General features: G+C 39.8%; 14 protein-coding genes and 1 other annotated feature. Of the genes, 8 read left to right on the top strand and 6 right to left on the bottom strand.

Annotated elements, in window-relative coordinates; translation table 11 throughout:
* Nucleotides 1–65: 65 nt before the first annotated feature.
* The 5 genes from jag to rpmH form a co-directional block, all read right to left on the bottom strand.
* Nucleotides 66–842 (bottom strand): RNA-binding cell elongation regulator Jag/EloR, encoded by a 777-nt coding sequence (jag, locus tag I7804_RS03230; RefSeq protein ID WP_248404920.1) that lies wholly within the window; start codon nt 840–842, stop codon nt 66–68.
* Between the two features lie 28 nt (nt 843–870).
* Nucleotides 871–2214: a YidC/Oxa1 family membrane protein insertase gene (locus I7804_RS03225; RefSeq protein ID WP_248404919.1), complete on the bottom strand. Its 1344-nt coding sequence runs from the start codon at nt 2212–2214 to the stop codon at nt 871–873.
* A 28-nt stretch (nt 2215–2242) separates the two neighbouring features.
* Nucleotides 2243–2452, bottom strand: a complete 210-nt coding sequence (gene yidD / locus I7804_RS03220; RefSeq protein WP_022753301.1) for a membrane protein insertion efficiency factor YidD — start codon at nt 2450–2452, stop codon at nt 2243–2245.
* A 165-nt stretch (nt 2453–2617) separates the two neighbouring features.
* Nucleotides 2618–2959 carry a ribonuclease P protein component gene (gene rnpA / locus I7804_RS03215; protein ID WP_022753300.1) on the bottom strand — a complete coding sequence of 114 codons (342 nt, stop codon included), beginning with the start codon at nt 2957–2959 and terminating at the stop codon, nt 2618–2620.
* A 56-nt stretch (nt 2960–3015) separates the two neighbouring features.
* The gene (rpmH, locus tag I7804_RS03210) at nt 3016–3153 is read right to left on the bottom strand and encodes a 50S ribosomal protein L34 (RefSeq protein ID WP_022753299.1); all 138 of its coding nucleotides are present in this window, start codon (nt 3151–3153) and stop codon (nt 3016–3018) included.
* A gap of 573 nt (nt 3154–3726) precedes the next feature.
* On the opposite strand from rpmH, the gene dnaA reads away from it, so the two are divergent.
* The 6 genes from dnaA (at nt 3727) to gyrA (ending at nt 12820) form a co-directional block, all read left to right on the top strand.
* Nucleotides 3727–5118, top strand: a complete 1392-nt coding sequence (dnaA, locus tag I7804_RS03205) for a chromosomal replication initiator protein DnaA (protein ID WP_248404918.1) — start codon at nt 3727–3729, stop codon at nt 5116–5118.
* Nucleotides 5119–5390: 272 nt separating this feature from the next.
* Nucleotides 5391–6509, top strand: a complete 1119-nt coding sequence (gene dnaN, locus I7804_RS03200) for a DNA polymerase III subunit beta (RefSeq protein ID WP_022753297.1) — start codon at nt 5391–5393, stop codon at nt 6507–6509.
* 201 nt (nt 6510–6710) lie between these two features.
* Nucleotides 6711–6926 (top strand): RNA-binding S4 domain-containing protein, encoded by a 216-nt coding sequence (locus I7804_RS03195; protein WP_022753296.1) that lies wholly within the window; start codon nt 6711–6713, stop codon nt 6924–6926.
* Nucleotides 6923–8026: a DNA replication/repair protein RecF gene (gene recF, locus I7804_RS03190; protein WP_022753295.1), complete on the top strand. Its 1104-nt coding sequence runs from the start codon at nt 6923–6925 to the stop codon at nt 8024–8026. The genes I7804_RS03195 and recF overlap by 4 nt, the downstream gene beginning before the upstream one ends.
* A gap of 36 nt (nt 8027–8062) precedes the next feature.
* On the top strand, nt 8063–10012 hold the full coding sequence (gene gyrB, locus I7804_RS03185; RefSeq protein ID WP_022753294.1) for a DNA topoisomerase (ATP-hydrolyzing) subunit B: 1950 nt from the start codon (nt 8063–8065) through the stop codon (nt 10010–10012).
* 108 nt (nt 10013–10120) lie between these two features.
* Nucleotides 10121–12820 (top strand): DNA gyrase subunit A, encoded by a 2700-nt coding sequence (gene gyrA / locus I7804_RS03180; RefSeq protein WP_282570473.1) that lies wholly within the window; start codon nt 10121–10123, stop codon nt 12818–12820.
* A gap of 79 nt (nt 12821–12899) precedes the next feature.
* On the opposite strand, the gene I7804_RS03175 is transcribed toward gyrA, so the two are convergent.
* Entirely contained in the window at nt 12900–14261 is a 1362-nt protein-coding gene (locus tag I7804_RS03175; protein ID WP_248404917.1) for a GGDEF domain-containing protein, read from the bottom strand.
* Between the two features lie 499 nt (nt 14262–14760).
* Nucleotides 14761–15078, top strand: a binding site (T-box leader).
* Between the two features lie 157 nt (nt 15079–15235).
* On the opposite strand from I7804_RS03175, the gene trpD reads away from it, so the two are divergent.
* Together trpD and trpC are read left to right on the top strand one after the other, a co-directional pair.
* Nucleotides 15236–16264, top strand: coding sequence for an anthranilate phosphoribosyltransferase (trpD, locus tag I7804_RS03170; RefSeq protein ID WP_248404915.1), 1029 nt, complete (start codon nt 15236–15238; stop codon nt 16262–16264).
* Nucleotides 16265–16426: 162 nt separating this feature from the next.
* Entirely contained in the window at nt 16427–17329 is a 903-nt protein-coding gene (gene trpC / locus I7804_RS03165) for an indole-3-glycerol phosphate synthase TrpC (protein WP_248404914.1), read from the top strand.
* Nucleotides 17330–17404 lie beyond the last annotated feature (75 nt).

Raw genomic sequence — 17404 nt, 5'->3', positions numbered from 1 at the left:
CTATAGAAGAAACGCAACAATCCGGTCGTCATAAGGTATTAAAAGAAACCTTAATCCTGCCTTTATTATTTCTTAAATGTAACAACAACCCTGCGATATGGCTCCTCGCCTTCTGAATGTGTTGTAACATAACGGTCATTCTGAAGAGCGGAGTGTATGATTCTTCTTTCGTAAGGGTTCATAGGCTCAAGAGATACGTTTCTTCTGGTCTTTCTAACCTTATAAGCGATATTCTTGGCAAGGTTTTCAAGTGTAGCCTTGCGACGCTGACGATAATTCTCAGTGTCAACCTTTACATGAATGTACTCTTCCTGATCACGATTTATAACAAGTGATACAAGGTACTGAAGAGAATCAAGTGTCTGACCTCTCTTGCCGATAAGTACGCCCATGTCAGCACCCTTAAGGTCAATATTAAGAACTGTATTTACTTTGTCAAAAGAAATACCAAGTTCAACAGGCATATCCATTGCCTTGAATACGTCTTCAAGAAATACTTTTGCAGAATTTACAATAGCATCCTCGTCAAAAAAGACTACTTTTTTGGCTGTATCTTTAGCTTCATCTGCAACATCAACAGAATCTGAAGTATTGGCTACTGGAGCTTCAGAGCTTTTTTCTTCCTTGACATCAATATCATCAAAAGAGATTTCGGCTTTAATCTCCTGTTCCTTAATACGAGCTTTGATAATAGCAGGCTTTATTCCCATTCCGAGGAAACCTGTAGATCCTTCGCTGACAACCTGATAATCGAGTCTGTCAGATGTAACTGATAACTGCGCACAAGCTTCTGTTATAGCTTCGGAAACTGTCTTGGCAGCATATTCTTTATATTCACTCATCTTTAGTCTCCTAGTTTACAATTTTCAATTAGTGAGTTCTGTCGTATTCTTTGACCATATTGGCAGCATGTAAGAGCGAATCTTTACGTGCTTTACCAGAATCGTATAAAGCGCTAACCTGATCAAGTCTTTCAGAACGCTCAGTTTCAGAAACGGAACTTGTAGTAACCTCCTGGGCAAGTGTAGAAAGGTTTCTGTTAGAGAAATTAGCATAGTTTGAAAGATTAGGTGTAAGATCTTTTCTCTTCTCAAGTTTCTTCTGATACTTGGCCTGATTCTCTTCGATCATAGCATCGATATCGATCTTGTCGATACGGTGGTTGACGATGATAGCAAGGATCGTACGGATAACAGCAGCTGCAATCCAGTAGATACCCATACCTGCAGGAAGTGTAAAACAGATCCATGCAGAGAATATAGGCATTACTACGTTCATAGTCTTCATGGAATTCTGCATCTGGGCTGCAGGATCGTTAGGATCAAGCTTCTGTCCTGTCTGAGTCATAGATGTTGTAAGCTTAACTGACAGATACTGTGTAAGGAAAGCAAGTACAGGAACTATGACAGCAAGAATGATCGCTACAATAACACCTGCAGAAAATCCTGCAGAATTGAACTTCTCAATAGCCTCAGAGAACATGTACTGTGGTGAATTGGAAATTGTAAGTCCAAGGAAGCTGTTCATTGTCTCTACATTAGAAGAAGTTGTGTTTATTGTATTAACAAGATCTGTGTTGCCTGTAGAAGAAGCCCAATTTGAAAGATCTTGCCAGTTTGCTGTTGAGAACTTGTTAAGGAGCTGAGCATAATAATCGCTGGATGCTCCATTTTCAGCCATCTCTTTTACAATGGCTGCAGCACTTGTTGAACCTGATACAAGGCTTGTAACCTGCTCAGAAGCAGAATCGCCAAGCTCTACAAGAGCACTTCCAAGTTTTGAAAATACGTCATTAACAGCAGGAACGTATTTCGGAATATTGTAAATAACACGATACAGAGGAAGAAGGATAATCATCTGAAGAATCATCTGTACACAGCTACCTGACATTGATACGCCGTACTTGCCGTATACAGCCTGAATCTCCTGATTCATAGCCATCTGTGAATCTGTATCTTTCTTATTTTTGTACTTGTCCTGAATAGCTTTGATCTCAGGCTGCATCTTGGCCTGAAGCTTACTGAACTTCTGCTGTCTGTAAGTAAGAGGCAGCATAGCTACATAAATAATAAGTGTAAAAAGAATAATGGCAATACCGATATTGCCGACAGCAACGCTACCGTCGCTATTAGTAAATAACCCTGCAATTCCGGCCAGAACGATATAAATAACGTTCATGATATAACCGAGAATTACCGCAATCCATTCGAACATTTAAGCAGTCCTCCGCTTACCTTCCCCCTCAGGGAACCGGGTCATATCCGCCGCTTGAAAAAGGATTGCACCTTAATATCCTCCAAAGTGCAAGTAATCCACCTTTAAAAGCGCCGTATTTGGTAACCGCTTCAAGAGCATATTCTGAACATGTCGGTATATAAGGACATTTAGTGCTCTTAAAAGGCGATATGTATTTCCGGTAAAACCTGATAAGAAAAATAAATAGTTTTTTCATGTGCACCTCCCATAAGTCAAGGAATGTCACATATTTTCATAGTTACATGCAGTAAATACTACAATAAGTAGCATAATCCGAAAAGTAATATCTTCATATAAGAAGTAAACATAATATAATAACCACAATGTTCGCTTCTTTATATAAAAACACCTGCAACTACTTTCAGATCTGCTCATTATTTTGCATTAAATGAGCTTTTGCCATGAGCTTAAGGAATGAATCCTCCAGCGTGTGATAATCAGCATCTTTACTTGCTGATCTGGCAACGACTACGATGTTTAAACCACTATTAAACATCTGTTCATGTAGCCTCACGATCTCACGGATAAGTCTTGCAAAATGATGTCTTACAACACTATTTCCGATCTTTTTAGAGCAGGAGATACCAAGATAGCTATCTTCTGTCTGATTCTTCCACACATATACGACCAGATACCTATCTGCAATGGATCTTCCATTGTTATATACATTTTTGAATTCGTATGATTTTCTAAGTGATTTCATGTAATTAAAAAATAAGGCTACATTTATATTAAATGCAGCCTTTAAGTCAAGTATCCTTAAGCGGATAATCTCTTTCTACCTTTAAGTCTTCTGGCAGCCAGCACTTTTCTTCCACCTGGAGTACTCATTCTAGCTCTGAAACCATGTACTCTCTTGCGCTGAAGCTTATGCGGCTGAAATGTCATCTTTGCCATGTCTTATAACACCTCCTTTACCAAAATAATGCACGTCCAAGATCCGGTAATGATAAGGTCTTGGATCTGGAAATAAAATCTGTTTCCCTGACAGGAAAACAGATTCGATAGGTCTGTAATAATTCCTGTGTGGAAAAAATCGTTCTAATTATATATAAAATCATCTTTTTAGTCAAGTATGATTATACGCAAAAATGTCCGTATATTACGGATTTAAAAAATTTGAAAAAAGTTATCCACAAAATAATTATCAATATCTTGTATATAAATTAATTATCCACAGCTAAATATGGATTATGTGGATAACTTGTGTTTTATTTGTTTTTTATCATAAAAATCCACAAATTGTGGAAAAAATGTGGATAAAGTACTTTTTTCAGATGGTAAAAAGTGGTGATGAGTGATTTTATCCACCTTTTTATAGTTGATTTTGTTCTTAACACGGTCAGTGTATAACTTTATAATAAATTTTTTTATCAAAATTTAAAAAGTTATCCACAATCGTGCAAAATTGATGTTTAGGTTTTTTTACGATAAAATTAATTTATTCTACTATTATTAATGGGGGAATCTATGTTATCCGACGAAATCACATCTATCTTAAATGACAGCTGGGATCATATCAAAGATGCCGTTAGAGAAGAATCAGGTATAACAGACATATCTTATCATACCTGGATCGAGCCTTTATCTTTCTATGAATATAACGGCGGCGTTGTTTTTATTCTGATACCTTCTGATAATTCAATCGCCCACAATTACATAACTACGCATTATCAGAACTTCTTTAAGGTGGCTATCTCTGAGCTTATAGGAGAAGCTGTTGATGTTTCCTTCGTCCTTCAAAAGGATGTAAATATTAATAATGAAAAGACATCAACTCCTTCTGCGGAAAAAGAGTCTGTATCCGAGAGCCAGAGCTATGAGAATTCAAATCTTAATCCCAAATACAGATTTGATACTTTTGTAGTCGGATCTAATAACAAGTTCGCTCATTCAGCATCTCTTGCAGTTGCTGAATCTCCGGGAGAAAGCTACAATCCTCTTTTCCTATATGGAGGTCCCGGACTTGGTAAGACTCACCTTATGCATTCCATAGGTCATTTTATCATGGAGCATAATTCATCTGCCAAGGTTCTATATGTAACATCAGAGGCTTTTACCAACGAGGTTATCGAATCAATCCGTTCTGGTAAGCAGGAATCAATGTCCAAGCTTCGTGAGAAATACCGCACGGTTGATGTACTTATGGTAGATGATGTTCAGTTTATCATAGGTAAAGAATCTACGCAGGAGGAGTTCTTCCATACTTTTAATGAGCTCCATCAGGCCGGCAAACAGATAATCCTGTCATCTGACCGTCCCCCTAAGGAGATGGAGACTCTGGAAGAAAGGTTCAGATCCCGTTTTGAGATGGGCCTTATCGCTGATATCCAGGCACCTGACTACGAGACCAGAATGGCTATCCTTCGCAAGAATGCTGAGAATTTTGGCAATCATATAGATGATGAGATCCTTGAATATATAGCAACTAATATTAAGAGCAATATCAGAGAGCTTGAAGGTGCTTTTAATAAGATAATCGCATATTCGCGTCTTAATAATGTGGAGATCAATATTGATAATGTCAAAGAAGCTCTCAGAGATATCATATCTCCTGAAGAAAACAAGATCATAACTCCGCAGCTTATCGTCAATACTGTATGCGAGCAGTACGGCATAAGGATAGATGATGTGGTATCAAGAAAGCGTAACTCTGAGATAGTCCTTCCAAGACAGATCATCATGTATCTGTGCAGGGAGATGACTGATATCTCTTTGGAAGAGATCGGAAGGATCCTTGGCAAAAAAGACCATACTACAGTCATGTCAGGTATAAGCCGTATAAAAGGAAAGCTATCCACAGATGGGGATCTTGTTAAAAATGTGGATATAATCAAAAAGAAACTCGGACCCACATCATAAGATTAAAAAAATTATAGATTAATTGTGAAAAATATACGCTAAATTCACATTGATAAGTCTTATTATCAACAGTCTTTTCGTTGTAAAAAAGCAAGTAAAATTGTATAATAATAAAGGTTTTGCACTTATCAACATTCTATAATAATTAGAATATTATTTTATTCTTTTTCTTTTTATCTGCACCGGAATTCATTCCAAAAGATTTTTTAGGTGGATAAAATTAATACCTACACATATAAACTTTTTATAGACAGAAAGGAAGTATCGGAGCTATGAAATTTGTATGCTCGAAATCAAATCTTGTTAGTGGACTTCAGATTGTTTCCAAGGCAGTGCCTGCAAAGACAACAATGTCTATTCTACAGTGTATATTAATTGACACTACAGAAGGAGTTATAAAGTTCATAGCTAATGATATGGAGCTTGGAATAGAGACTATAGTAGATGGCAATATCCTCGACAGAGGTTATATCGCTATTGATGCCAAGATCTTTTTTGACATCATAAGAAAGCTCCCTGACAATGATGTAACTATCGAATCACAGAATACAGAAGGCAATATTAAAGTTACTATAAGCTGTGAGAAGGCAAAGTTCACTATCCTTGGAAGAAGTGGTGATGACTTCTCATATCTTCCTGCAATTGAGAGGATAGACGGAATCCAGATCTCACAGTATACACTTCGTAATATCATCCTTCAGACTATCTTTTCAATATCTGACAATGATACTAACAAGGTAATGGGTGGTGAGCTCTTCGAAGTAGACGGCAATATGCTCAAGATGGTATCTCTTGACGGACACAGAATCTCTATCAGAAGAGTTGAACTTGCAAGCAGCTATGGTTTTAAGAAAGTTATCGTACCTGGAAAAGCTCTTTCTGAAGTATCAAAGATCCTTACAGATTCTACAGAATCCATCGTAAGTATCTTCTTCACAGATAAGCATGTTCTGTTCGAGTTTGATAAGACTGTAGTTGTATCAAGACTTCTTGAGGGTGAATATTTCAATATCGATCAGATGCTCTCCTCTGATTATGAGACTAAGCTGACGATCAACAGAAGGGAATTCCTTGATTGTATAGATCGTGCTACTCTCCTTGTTAAGGAAGGTGATAAGAGACCTGTTATCATCTCAATTGAGGACGGATTCCTTGAGATGAAGATTAACTCTGCAGTAGGATCCATGGATGAAAAGGTTGATATCGAGAAGCAGGGTAAAGATCTTAAGATCGGTTTCAATCCAAAGTTCCTTATCGATGCTCTTCGTGCAATCGATGATGATAATGTGGATATATATCTGGTTAATCCTAAGGCTCCATGCTTTATCAAGGATGCAGATGCAAGCTACACATATCTGATCCTTCCGGTTAACTTTACAACGGTGGACTGACGTATATAGAAATACATCCATGTATTTCTATACATATACTGACTACATCCTGTAGTCGGTACATAGAAATGCATCCATGCATTTCTATACATGTACTGACTACATCCTGTAGTCGGTACATAGAAATACATCCATGTATTTCTGGACATATACTGACTACATCCTGAAGTCGGTATATAGAAATAAAAATAGAGGTTAGTAATGGATATAGTTAAGTTAAGAGAAACAGATGATTATATAAAGCTCGGACAGGCCCTTAAGAAGGCCGGTTATGAAGAATCAGGAGCTGATGCCAAGGAGGATATCCAGGCAGGTCTTGTAAAGGTCAACGGAGAAGTTGATACAAGACGCGGCAAGAAACTGGTTCCGGGAGATGTTGTTGAATACAGAGGCAGGAGTTTTAAGGTCGAAAGATGATTATTAAAAGGCTGGAGCTTTCAAACTTCAGAAACTACGAAGAACTTCATCTAGACTTTGATAAGGGTACCAATATCCTGTACGGCGACAACGCTCAGGGCAAGACCAATATACTCGAAGCAATATTCATGTCGGCAACGACCAAATCTCACAAGGGATCTAAAGACAGGGAAGTAATCAATTTCCAAAAAGATGAAGCTCATATCAGATCCATAATTGAAAGAGATCATGCAGAATACAGGCTTGATATGCATCTTAGAAAGAGTAAGTCCAAAGGCCTTGCAATAGATGGTCAGAAGCTTAAAAAGGCAGCTGATTATGTTGGAAAGCTGAATGCAGTTTTTTTCTCACCGGAGGATCTTGCAATAGTCAAGAACGGCCCTTCGGAGAGGCGCAGGTTTATAGATCTGGAGCTGTGTCAGCTTGATGAGACATATCTGTACAATCTTACGAGATTCAATAAGCTTCTGGTTCAGCGTAACAAGATGCTCAAAGATATGTATGATCATCCGGAATACAGACCACTTCTGGATGTGCAGGATGATCAGATGATCATGTACGGAACTCAGATAATAAAGGCAAGGCAGCAGTTCATAGAAGATCTGTGCAGCATAATAGAGCCCATACATGACAAGCTTACGGGAGGCCGTGAAAATCTTAAGATCTTCTATGAGCCCAATGTAGCTGCAGACGATTATGAAAGCAAGCTAAAGAAAGTCAAAGACAGAGATCTGTTCCTGAAGCAGACCAGTGTAGGACCGCAGAAGGACGATTTCTCTTTTATTGTTAAGGGAGCATCACAAAACGAAGCTATAGATATCAGGAAATTCGGGTCTCAAGGCCAGCAAAGGACCGCTTCTCTCTCACTAAAATTGTCAGAGATTGAGATCGTCAAAAAGGCTAAAAAGGAAAATCCTGTACTGCTCCTTGATGATGTGCTATCCGAACTCGATTCTAACAGGCAGAACTATCTGCTGGATACAATAGGTGATATACAGACCATAATCACCTGCACAGGTTATGACGAGTTCGTTAATCATAGATTTGAAATAAATAAGCTGTTTAAAGTAGTAAACGGAACTGTTACATCAGAGAACTGATTCCAAAATACAGCAGATAAAAAAAGAGGTTCATAAATGTCTAATAACGAAGAAGTACAGTACGGTGCGGATCAAATCCAGATTCTTGAAGGACTAGAAGCAGTTCGTAAAAGACCTGGTATGTACATTGGAACAACAGCCGCAAGAGGTCTTCATCATCTTGTATATGAGATTGTTGATAACTCAGTTGATGAGGCTCTGGCAGGTGCCTGCGACCATATTGAAGTTACAATAACACCCGGAAATACTATTATCGTAAAAGATAATGGACGTGGTATCCCTACAGGTATCAACCACAAGTCAGGACTTACAGGTGTTGAGGTAGTATTCACTATCCTGCATGCAGGTGGAAAGTTCGGTGGTGGAGGATACAAGGTATCAGGTGGTCTCCACGGCGTAGGCGCGTCAGTAGTAAATGCCCTTTCTGAATGGCTTGAAGTTAAAGTTAAACAGGGCGGCAAGATCTATATGCAGCGTTATGAAAGAGGTCATGTATGCTATCCACTTAAGGAGATAGGAACATGCGAACTTGAAGATACAGGAACATGTGTAGAGTTCAAGCCTGATGCAGAGATATTCAGAGAGACAACAGTATTTGATTACAATGTCCTAAGGCAGAGACTTCGTGAGATGGCTTTCCTTACAAGAGGACTTAAGATATCTCTTACAGATGAGAGAATCCCTGAAGATGCTGAGATCAAGGAGCCAAGAGTTGAGCACTTCCACTACGAAGGTGGTATAAGCGAGTTCGTAGCTTATCTTAATAAGTCCAAGACTCCACTGTATGATCAGATCATGTATTTTGAAGGCGACAAGAACGAAGTACATGTAGAAGTATCTGTTCAGCACAATGATGCCTATAACGAAAGTATCTATACTTTTGTAAACAATATCAATACACCTGAAGGCGGTACACATCTTGAAGGCTTCAAGATAGCTACTACCAAGATCTTCAATGATTATGCCAAGGCACAGAAGCTTGTAAAAGAGACAGACGAGAACCTTACAGGTGAGGATATTCGTGAAGGTATGACAGCTATCATCTCTGTTAAGATAGGTGATCCTCAGTTCGAAGGTCAGACCAAGCAAAAGCTCGGTAACTCCGAAGCAAGAGGAGCTGTAGCTAGTATCGTATCAGAGCAGCTTACATACTTCCTGGAGCAGAATCCTCAGATAGCTAAGACTATCATAGAAAAGGCTGTTCTGGCACAGCGTGCAAGAGATGCTGCCAGAAAGGCAAGAGATCTTACAAGACGTAAGACAGCACTTGACGGACTTGGACTTCCCGGCAAACTTGCAGACTGTTCTGACAAGAATCCTGAGAACTGCGAGATCTTCATCGTTGAGGGTAACTCCGCCGGCGGATCTGCCAAGAATGCAAGAAGCCGTGCAACACAGGCTATCCTTCCTCTTAGAGGAAAGATCCTTAACGTAGAAAAAGCAAGTGTTGACCGTATCTATGGTAATGCCGAGATCAAGACCATGATCACAGCTTTCGGAACAGGTATCCATGAAGATTTTGATATATCCAAGCTTCGCTATGGCAAGATCATCATCATGACTGATGCCGATGTAGACGGTGCTCATATCGCTACACTGATGCTGACATTCCTTTACAGATTCATGCCTGAACTTATCAAGCAGGGCCATGTATATCTGGCTCAGCCGCCGCTTTATAAGCTTGAGAGGAACAAGAAGACCTGGTATGCCTACTCTGATGAAGAGCTTAACAATATCATAGCTCAGGTAGGACGTGACCAGAACAATAAGATCCAGCGTTATAAGGGACTTGGTGAGATGGATGCCGAGCAGCTCTGGGAGACAACTATGAATCCCGAGACCAGAACTCTCCTTCGTGTCAATATGGACGATGATGCAGAGTCAGAACTTGATGTAACATTTACTACTCTTATGGGTGATAAGGTTGAGCCTAGAAGAGAGTTCATAGAAGCAAACGCTAAGTTCGTACAGAACCTGGATATATAAGATATCTGTGAAAATGCATTTGAACCTATGAATCAGAAATCTTGAAGATAATATATAAATTCATGGAATAGATTTATTTTTTCATGAAAAAAGAAAAGGAAAAAAAGAATGGCTGACAATGAAAATCAGAACGGAATAAACGCCGGAAATGATCTTCCAGATGATGTCTTTGATCAGACAGAAGCGACCAATACGACAGATATAACGGAAGTAGATTTAAAGAAGACAATGGAGACATCCTATATAGACTATGCGATGTCTGTTATAGCATCAAGAGCACTTCCTGACGTAAGAGACGGACTTAAGCCTGTTCAAAGGCGTGTGCTCTACTCCATGGTCGAACTCAATAACGGACCTGACAAGCCGCACCGTAAGTGTGCCCGTATCGTCGGTGATACAATGGGTAAATTCCACCCTCATGGCGATACATCCATATACGGAGCGCTGGTATATCTGGCCCAGCCCTGGAACATGAGATACTGTCTCGTAGACGGACACGGTAACTTTGGTTCAGTCGATGGCGACGGACCGGCTGCCATGCGATACACAGAGGCAAGACTTACCAAGATCTCCATGGAGATGGTAGCTGATATTAACAAGGATACAGTAGACTTCGTTCCTAACTTTGATGAAACAGAGAAAGAGCCTGCTGTACTTCCCAGCAGAATACCTAATCTTCTTGTAAACGGAACAACAGGTATTGCTGTAGGTATGGCTACTAATATCCCGCCCCATAACCTTAGAGAAGTTGTAAGAGCTATAAATCTTATGATCGATAATAAGGTCAATGAAGGCAGAGAGACAGAGATAGATGAGCTGCTTCCTATCATCAAGGCACCTGACTATCCTACAGGCGGTATAATCCTTGGAACAAGAGGTGCTGAGGAAGCTTACAGAACAGGACGAGGCAAGGTAATCTGCAGAGCCGTAACAGACATAGAGCCTATGAACGGCGGCAAGAACAGGATCGTCGTAACAGAGCTTCCATACCTTGTAAATAAGGCTAAACTTATCGAGAGAATCGCAGAACTTGTCAAGAACAAGAAGATTGACGGTATCACTGCTCTTCGCGATGAGTCTGATAAGGACGGTATGCGCATAGTTATAGAGCTGCGTCATGATGTTAATGCACAGGTTATGCTCAACAAGCTCTATAAGCATACAGATCTCCAGGCATCTTTTGGTGTTATCATGCTGGCTCTTGTTAATAATGAGCCCAAAATCTTATCACTTGATAAGATGCTCAGATATTATATCCTCCATCAGGAAGATGTAGTAACAAGAAGAACCAAATATGATCTTGGTAAGGCAGAAGAAAGAGATCATATCTTACAGGGTCTGCTTATAGCACTTGATAATATCGATGAAGTAATAAGGATCATCAGAGGAAGTGAAACAGTTCAGATCGCCAAAGAGCAGTTAATGGCTCGTTTCGGACTCTCTGAAGCACAGTCTCAGGCTATCGTAGATATGAGACTTCGTACTCTCACAGGTTTGGAAAGAGACAAGCTTCAGGCTGAGCACGAAGAACTCCTTAAGAAGATCGCTGAACTTAAGGCTATTCTTGCTGATCACAATCTCCTTCTTGGTGTTATCAAAAAAGAGATCACAGAGATTGCTGATAAATACGGCGATGACAGAAAGACACAGATCGGACATGATGAGGCTGAATTCGAAGATGAAGACCTCATCCCGAATGTAAATACAGTAATCGCTCTTACATCTCTTGGTTATATCAAGAGAATGGCTATTGATAACTTCAAAGCTCAGAACAGAGGCGGTCACGGAATCAAGGGTATCAGTACTATTGACGGAGACTATGTAACAGATCTTCTCATGACTACAACACACAACAATGTGATGTTCTTCACATCAACAGGTCGTGTGTATACTATGAAGACCTATAAGATTCCGGAAGCATCCAGAACATCCAGAGGAACAGCTATTGTCAATCTCCTGCAGCTGGGACCTGATGAGAAGATAACAGCTATCATCCCTGTTGGAAGCTTCGAAGAAGAAGACAAGCACCTGTTCATGGTTACTAAGAAAGGAACAGTCAAGAAGACTCCTATCAAGGATTTTGCCAATATCCGTAAGAACGGACTTAGATGCATAAACCTTGAAGAGGATGATGAGCTTATCGAAGTTAAGACTACCAGAAACAGCTCAGATATCTTCCTTGTAACAAAGAACGGAATGTGTATACGCTTTAAAGAGACAGATGTTCGTGCCATGGGCCGTGATGCAATGGGTGTACGTGGTATGATGCTGGACGATGATGATGAGATCATCGGAATGCAGATAGATACTCAGGGTTCTTCTCTTCTTGTAGTATCAGAGAAAGGATACGGTAAGCGTACTAAGCTTGAAGAGTTCAAGACTCAGTACAGAGGCGGTAAAGGACTTAAGTGCTACAGGATCATAGAAAAGACAGGTCGTCTTGTAGGTGTCAAGGCTGTTAACGATGAGCATGAAGTCATGATGATCACTGATCAGGGTACTATCATCCAGCTTAGAATGAGCGATGTATCTATATATAGCCGTATCACATCTGGTGTAAGGCTTATAAAGCTTGATGATGGTGCAAGTGTTGTAAGTATCGCCAAGGTTCGTGAGAAGGTATCAGACGGAAACGTTGAGTATGAAAATATGGACGATGCCATGGAAGATACAGGCGAAGAAGATGTAGTATCATCTGAGGATGATTTTGATGAAGAAGATATGATCGAAGATGAGGATAATATCGAAGAGAAATCAGATGAGGAGTACGGCGACGAATCTGAAGATGATTCAGACGATAACTTCTAAATAGATCATAATACTAAAACAGAGAGATAACTGATAAGTTTATCTCTCTGTTTTTTAGATTCGGAAAGTTTATATGTGATTACATCATGTTCTTCATATTCTTAAGGTTTATATCAGTCTCTTTGAGCATGTCTTCAAATCGTATAGAGCTGCTATACTCGAACTGATTGATAACGAACATAAGATGGATACTGTAAGGCTTATCTTGCTCTGCCATGAGCCTTGCATTTTGCTGTTGCATAGAAGCTCTTAAGTACTCGAGCTTATCTTTTCTATTAGTTATAAGAAGTACAGCAAATTCATTGCCCCTAAGTCTTCCAACAAGGGCTTGTTCACCAAATACGTTATGAAGGACAACAGCTGTTCTTTTTATTGCAAGATTGCCTTCCTGCCTGCCGTAGAGTTCATTGATACTTCTTAGAGTATCAAGATCAACATAAGAGATGATTGCATAGGTTCCCTCTACATAATCCCTTCTCATATAATCGTAGGCGTGAGTGAAGAATCCGCGCCTATTGTACTCACCGGTCATATAGTCTTTTTCACCGAGGCGGTCGAGAATAGAATCGCCCCTTTCGACTTCTACCTGAAGGGATACTATCTCTTCTGCCATATTCTGGAAGATGATATCTTTAAAGGCGCTGTTAATGGCAGAGTGAATGATCTCGAACATAATGTTTTCGAAATTAGGAACCATGAAATTACTATTGATCTTAATAGCCATAACACCATTTTGATTCTCATGGAAATACAGTGTTCTGGCAATCCATCCGCCCGGGTTCAAGGCTTCTTCTGTGGACTCGTCAAGAAGGTTCATGGTATCGACAATAGTTCCACTTGGCAGATCGATATTCTTACCATCATGAAGAAGTCCTTTGACTAGGATCTTCTCTGGCATGATCCAAGGCTCTTTAATAGTATTGGGTATACCATCTCCATACACAAGAATAAATGCATCCTTGATACCTCCAAGCGAAAGAAGTTCCATAATATTAGAATAAACAGGAGTACTGTCCGGAAGTCTGCGAAGAAGCTTTTCAGCTATGATAGACAGCTGTTTCATAGACTCTGCTTCCGAGATCTCTATAGCAGGAACATTGTGATCATTTGAAGGAACAGGAAGTTCACCTGCCGTGACATAATTCTCTATATCAAGGATGGCCTGGTATCCTTGATTTCTATCGTGTTTCATCCAGGGATTGTTGATGGTCTTATTGCCATTAAACTCTGATAAAAGAAGAAATGGAATTTTTTGATCAATAAAGTTTCCAAGAAATACATCCTTGGCATAGTCAGTAATATTAGTTCCAATGCTATCTAAATCTATGAGTAGTCCGTCAAAGTTATCTTCGCTGACATAGTCAAAGATAACAGTCTGCTGATAATCATAATTGTTGTTTTTTTCTTTCTGCTCATCTGAAAGAAAACTTCCGCCGGGCATAATGGTAAGAAGGATTTCTTCTTTTTCTGCGGCGCGGATGGCACCTACGCAGAAGTCACAGATATCTTCTTTTTAAAATCAGATATTAATAGACCTATTCTAAGCATGGCTATACTCCCTTTCTAAGAGCAATGTAACCTGACTGCTGATTAAGAAAAAAGGAACGTGTGGGATGCGACAACGTCCAAGCGCTAAGTATAAGTTTCATATATTTATCGGTTTAATTGGAGTAATACATTATAAGAAACGGTATATTAGAACTATCGAGAAATCATATAAAAGTATAATACGGAATATATAAATCCGTAGTAAACCAGTGTAACAAAAGCATTATAAAATTAATGTACGGTGTAGCGAATTTAATGTTTTTGAATATTATTATATTTTTGATTGACTTTTATTATCGCTGCACTTATACTTTAATTCATTAAAGCAAAACAAATTCAAAACATGACGTAAGAGTCGAAAGGCGCTTTTTGACATCTTACTCATAATATGAGTCAAACCGTTGAACAGGACGAGTACGTATGGCTGTTATTATCAGAGAGCTGCCGGTTGGTGTGAGGCAGTAGTAACGAAATACCGAATGGACCTGTGAGGGCAGCCTGAAAGGGATACCGAGTAGGAGCTGACGGGAACCTGAACCGTTATCAGCCAGGCAGATATGTTGGTCTAGTTGCGATCATAGTGCGATTTAGTGATGTGCAACGAGGATACAAAGTATTTGAAAGAGTGGGTGCGCGGCCGGAAGGTCACGGATCAAAATGGGTGGTACCGCAGAAGCTGTGAATGTAAATTCAAAGCCTTTGTCCCAGTTAAAGTAACTGAGGCAGAGGCTTTTTTTAATAGATAAAAAGAGACGTTTGGGCATGATATAAGGATATTTATATAGATATCATGAAAAGATACATCTCATGCAGCTACTAAAGAAAACCGATGCTTCAAGGATTTTAGTCTAAAATGGAGGATCTAATATGATCAAAGAAGCAATCGCACAGGTAGTAGCAGGTAAGGATCTTGACGCACAGACAGCTAAAGAGGCAATGAGCGAGATGTTTGATGGAACAGCAACTCAGGCTCAGATTGCAGCTTTCATCACAGGGCTTCGTATGAAGGGTGAGACTGTAACTGAGATAACAGCATGTGCCAATGTTATGAGAGAAAAGGGTATCAGAGTTCAGCCAAGTACTGATGTAATGGAGATCGTAGGTACAGGCGGAGATCTTGTTGGAACTTTTAATATATCTACAACTTCTGCATTCGTTATCGCGGCAGCAGGCGTACCTGTAGCTAAGCACGGTAACAGATCTGTGTCTTCCAAGTCAGGTGCTGCCGATGTTCTTGAGCAACTTGGAGCTACAATTACTCTTGAGCCTGATCAGATGATGAAGGTTTTGGATGAAACAGGAATTTGTTTCCTCTTCGCTCAGAAGTACCACTCTTCTATGAAATATGCAGCGCCTGTTCGTAAGGAGCTTGGAATAAGGACTATCTTCAATATCCTCGGACCTCTTACCAATCCGGCAGCAGCCAAGATGCAGGTAATGGGCGTATATGACCAGAAACTCGTAGAACCCCTTGCCCAGGTTCTGTCCAATCTTGGAGTTACAAGAGGCGTCGTAGTGTGTGGAAGCGATGGCATCGATGAAGTTACTCTTACAGGTCCTACAACAGTATGTGAGATAAGAGAAGGTAACCTTCACACCTATGAGCTCTCACCTGAAGTCTTCGGCTTAAAGCTCTGCAAGCTTGAAGACCTGATCGGAGGAACTCCGCAGGAGAACGCCCAGATCACAAGAGATATCCTCTCAGGCAAGGAACAGGGACCAAAGAGAGATGATGTAATCTTAAATGCAGCTCTTGCTATCTACCTCGGAATAGACGGAATATCAATGGCAGAAGCAGTTGTTAAGGCAAAAGAAACTATCGATTCAGGCAAAGCGATAGAAACTCTTGACAGATTCGTAGCTGCAACCAACAAATATGCAGAACTTAGCGCCTGATACAGATTGAAAAATACTCGTAACCTTCCTACTTGGATGGTGCAGTATCACCAAAGGTATTGCACTGTTTAAGTAGGAAGGTCGAGTAATAATAAACTCAGGAAGAAATATGTAATTACAGAAGTAAATCTGTGATTAATAAATCAGGGAAAAGAGATATATATGATACTTGATGATCTCGTGGCAGCTACTAAAAAGCGCCTAATTACAGAAAAAAACGATATACCTTTCGATAAGATGAAAGAGATGGCTCTTAATATAAGGAGCATGGAACTAAATGAATCAAGAGCTGATAAAACAAGAGCGGATAAAACAAGAGCTGATAAAACAAACGAAACGGAATTAAAAGAATCAGAAGCACCAGAAGTAAAAGCATCAAAATCTGTAGCATCAGATTATAGATTCACTAAAGCTCTTGAAGGTCCTGGAATCCACTTTATCTGCGAAGTTAAGAAAGCATCTCCTTCAAAAGGGATAATCGCAGACAACTTCCCTTATATAGATATTGCAAGGGAGTATGAGAATATAGGTGCAGACTGCATCTCAGTACTAACAGAACCTGACTATTTCAAAGGTAATATAAATTATCTAAAAGATATACAGAATGCAGGGGTTACTACTCCCCTACTTAGAAAAGACTTCACCATAGATGAGTACATGATATATCAGGCCAAGGTATACGGGGCATCAGCGATACTCCTTATATGCGCAATCCTTGATGATAAGAAGCTAAAGGAGTATCACGAGCTTGCAACATCACTTGGACTGTCAGTACTAGTTGAAGCGCACGACAAAGAGGAAGTTAGAAGGGCTCTTAACATAGATGCAAGGATCATCGGTGTCAATAACAGGAACCTGAAAGACTTCACAGTAGATCTTGGTAACAGCATAAGGCTTAGAGAGCTGGTCCCTGCTGACAAGATATTCGTAGCAGAAAGCGGCATCAAGACAGAGGCTGATATGATCAAGCTAAGAGATGCAGAAGTAAATGCTGTACTTATAGGCGAGACTATGATGAGAGCTGATGATAAAAGAGGCATGATAAAAAGGCTTAAGGGTATCTAATATCCAGATAAGAAATTACTTAAACAACAAAGATTGTAGAACCAATAATACCTACATCATATTTTTGATACAAAT

This window comes from Butyrivibrio fibrisolvens (assembly GCF_023206215.1).
Taxonomy (GTDB): domain Bacteria; phylum Bacillota; class Clostridia; order Lachnospirales; family Lachnospiraceae; genus Butyrivibrio; species Butyrivibrio fibrisolvens_C.
The sequence above is the reverse complement of the archived record's forward strand: the minus strand, read 5'-3'. Positions and strand labels throughout refer to the sequence as shown.

What these genes read in the sequence shown, in the direction of transcription:
- gyrA (WP_282570473.1), top strand. Translation starts at nt 10,121, where the DNA reads ATGGCTGACAATGAAAATCAGAACGGAATAAACGCCGGAAATGATCTT.
- recF (WP_022753295.1), top strand. Translation starts at nt 6,923, where the DNA reads ATGATTATTAAAAGGCTGGAGCTTTCAAACTTCAGAAACTACGAAGAA.
- dnaA (WP_248404918.1), top strand. Translation starts at nt 3,727, where the DNA reads ATGTTATCCGACGAAATCACATCTATCTTAAATGACAGCTGGGATCAT.
- jag (WP_248404920.1), bottom strand. Translation starts at nt 842, where the DNA reads ATGAGTGAATATAAAGAATATGCTGCCAAGACAGTTTCCGAAGCTATA.
- I7804_RS03195 (WP_022753296.1), top strand. Translation starts at nt 6,711, where the DNA reads ATGGATATAGTTAAGTTAAGAGAAACAGATGATTATATAAAGCTCGGA.
- yidD (WP_022753301.1), bottom strand. Translation starts at nt 2,452, where the DNA reads ATGAAAAAACTATTTATTTTTCTTATCAGGTTTTACCGGAAATACATA.
- rpmH (WP_022753299.1), bottom strand. Translation starts at nt 3,153, where the DNA reads ATGGCAAAGATGACATTTCAGCCGCATAAGCTTCAGCGCAAGAGAGTA.
- I7804_RS03175 (WP_248404917.1), bottom strand. Translation starts at nt 14,261, where the DNA reads ATGCCCGGCGGAAGTTTTCTTTCAGATGAGCAGAAAGAAAAAAACAAC.
- gyrB (WP_022753294.1), top strand. Translation starts at nt 8,063, where the DNA reads ATGTCTAATAACGAAGAAGTACAGTACGGTGCGGATCAAATCCAGATT.
- trpD (WP_248404915.1), top strand. Translation starts at nt 15,236, where the DNA reads ATGATCAAAGAAGCAATCGCACAGGTAGTAGCAGGTAAGGATCTTGAC.
- rnpA (WP_022753300.1), bottom strand. Translation starts at nt 2,959, where the DNA reads ATGAAATCACTTAGAAAATCATACGAATTCAAAAATGTATATAACAAT.
- I7804_RS03225 (WP_248404919.1), bottom strand. Translation starts at nt 2,214, where the DNA reads ATGTTCGAATGGATTGCGGTAATTCTCGGTTATATCATGAACGTTATT.
- dnaN (WP_022753297.1), top strand. Translation starts at nt 5,391, where the DNA reads ATGAAATTTGTATGCTCGAAATCAAATCTTGTTAGTGGACTTCAGATT.
- trpC (WP_248404914.1), top strand. Translation starts at nt 16,427, where the DNA reads ATGATACTTGATGATCTCGTGGCAGCTACTAAAAAGCGCCTAATTACA.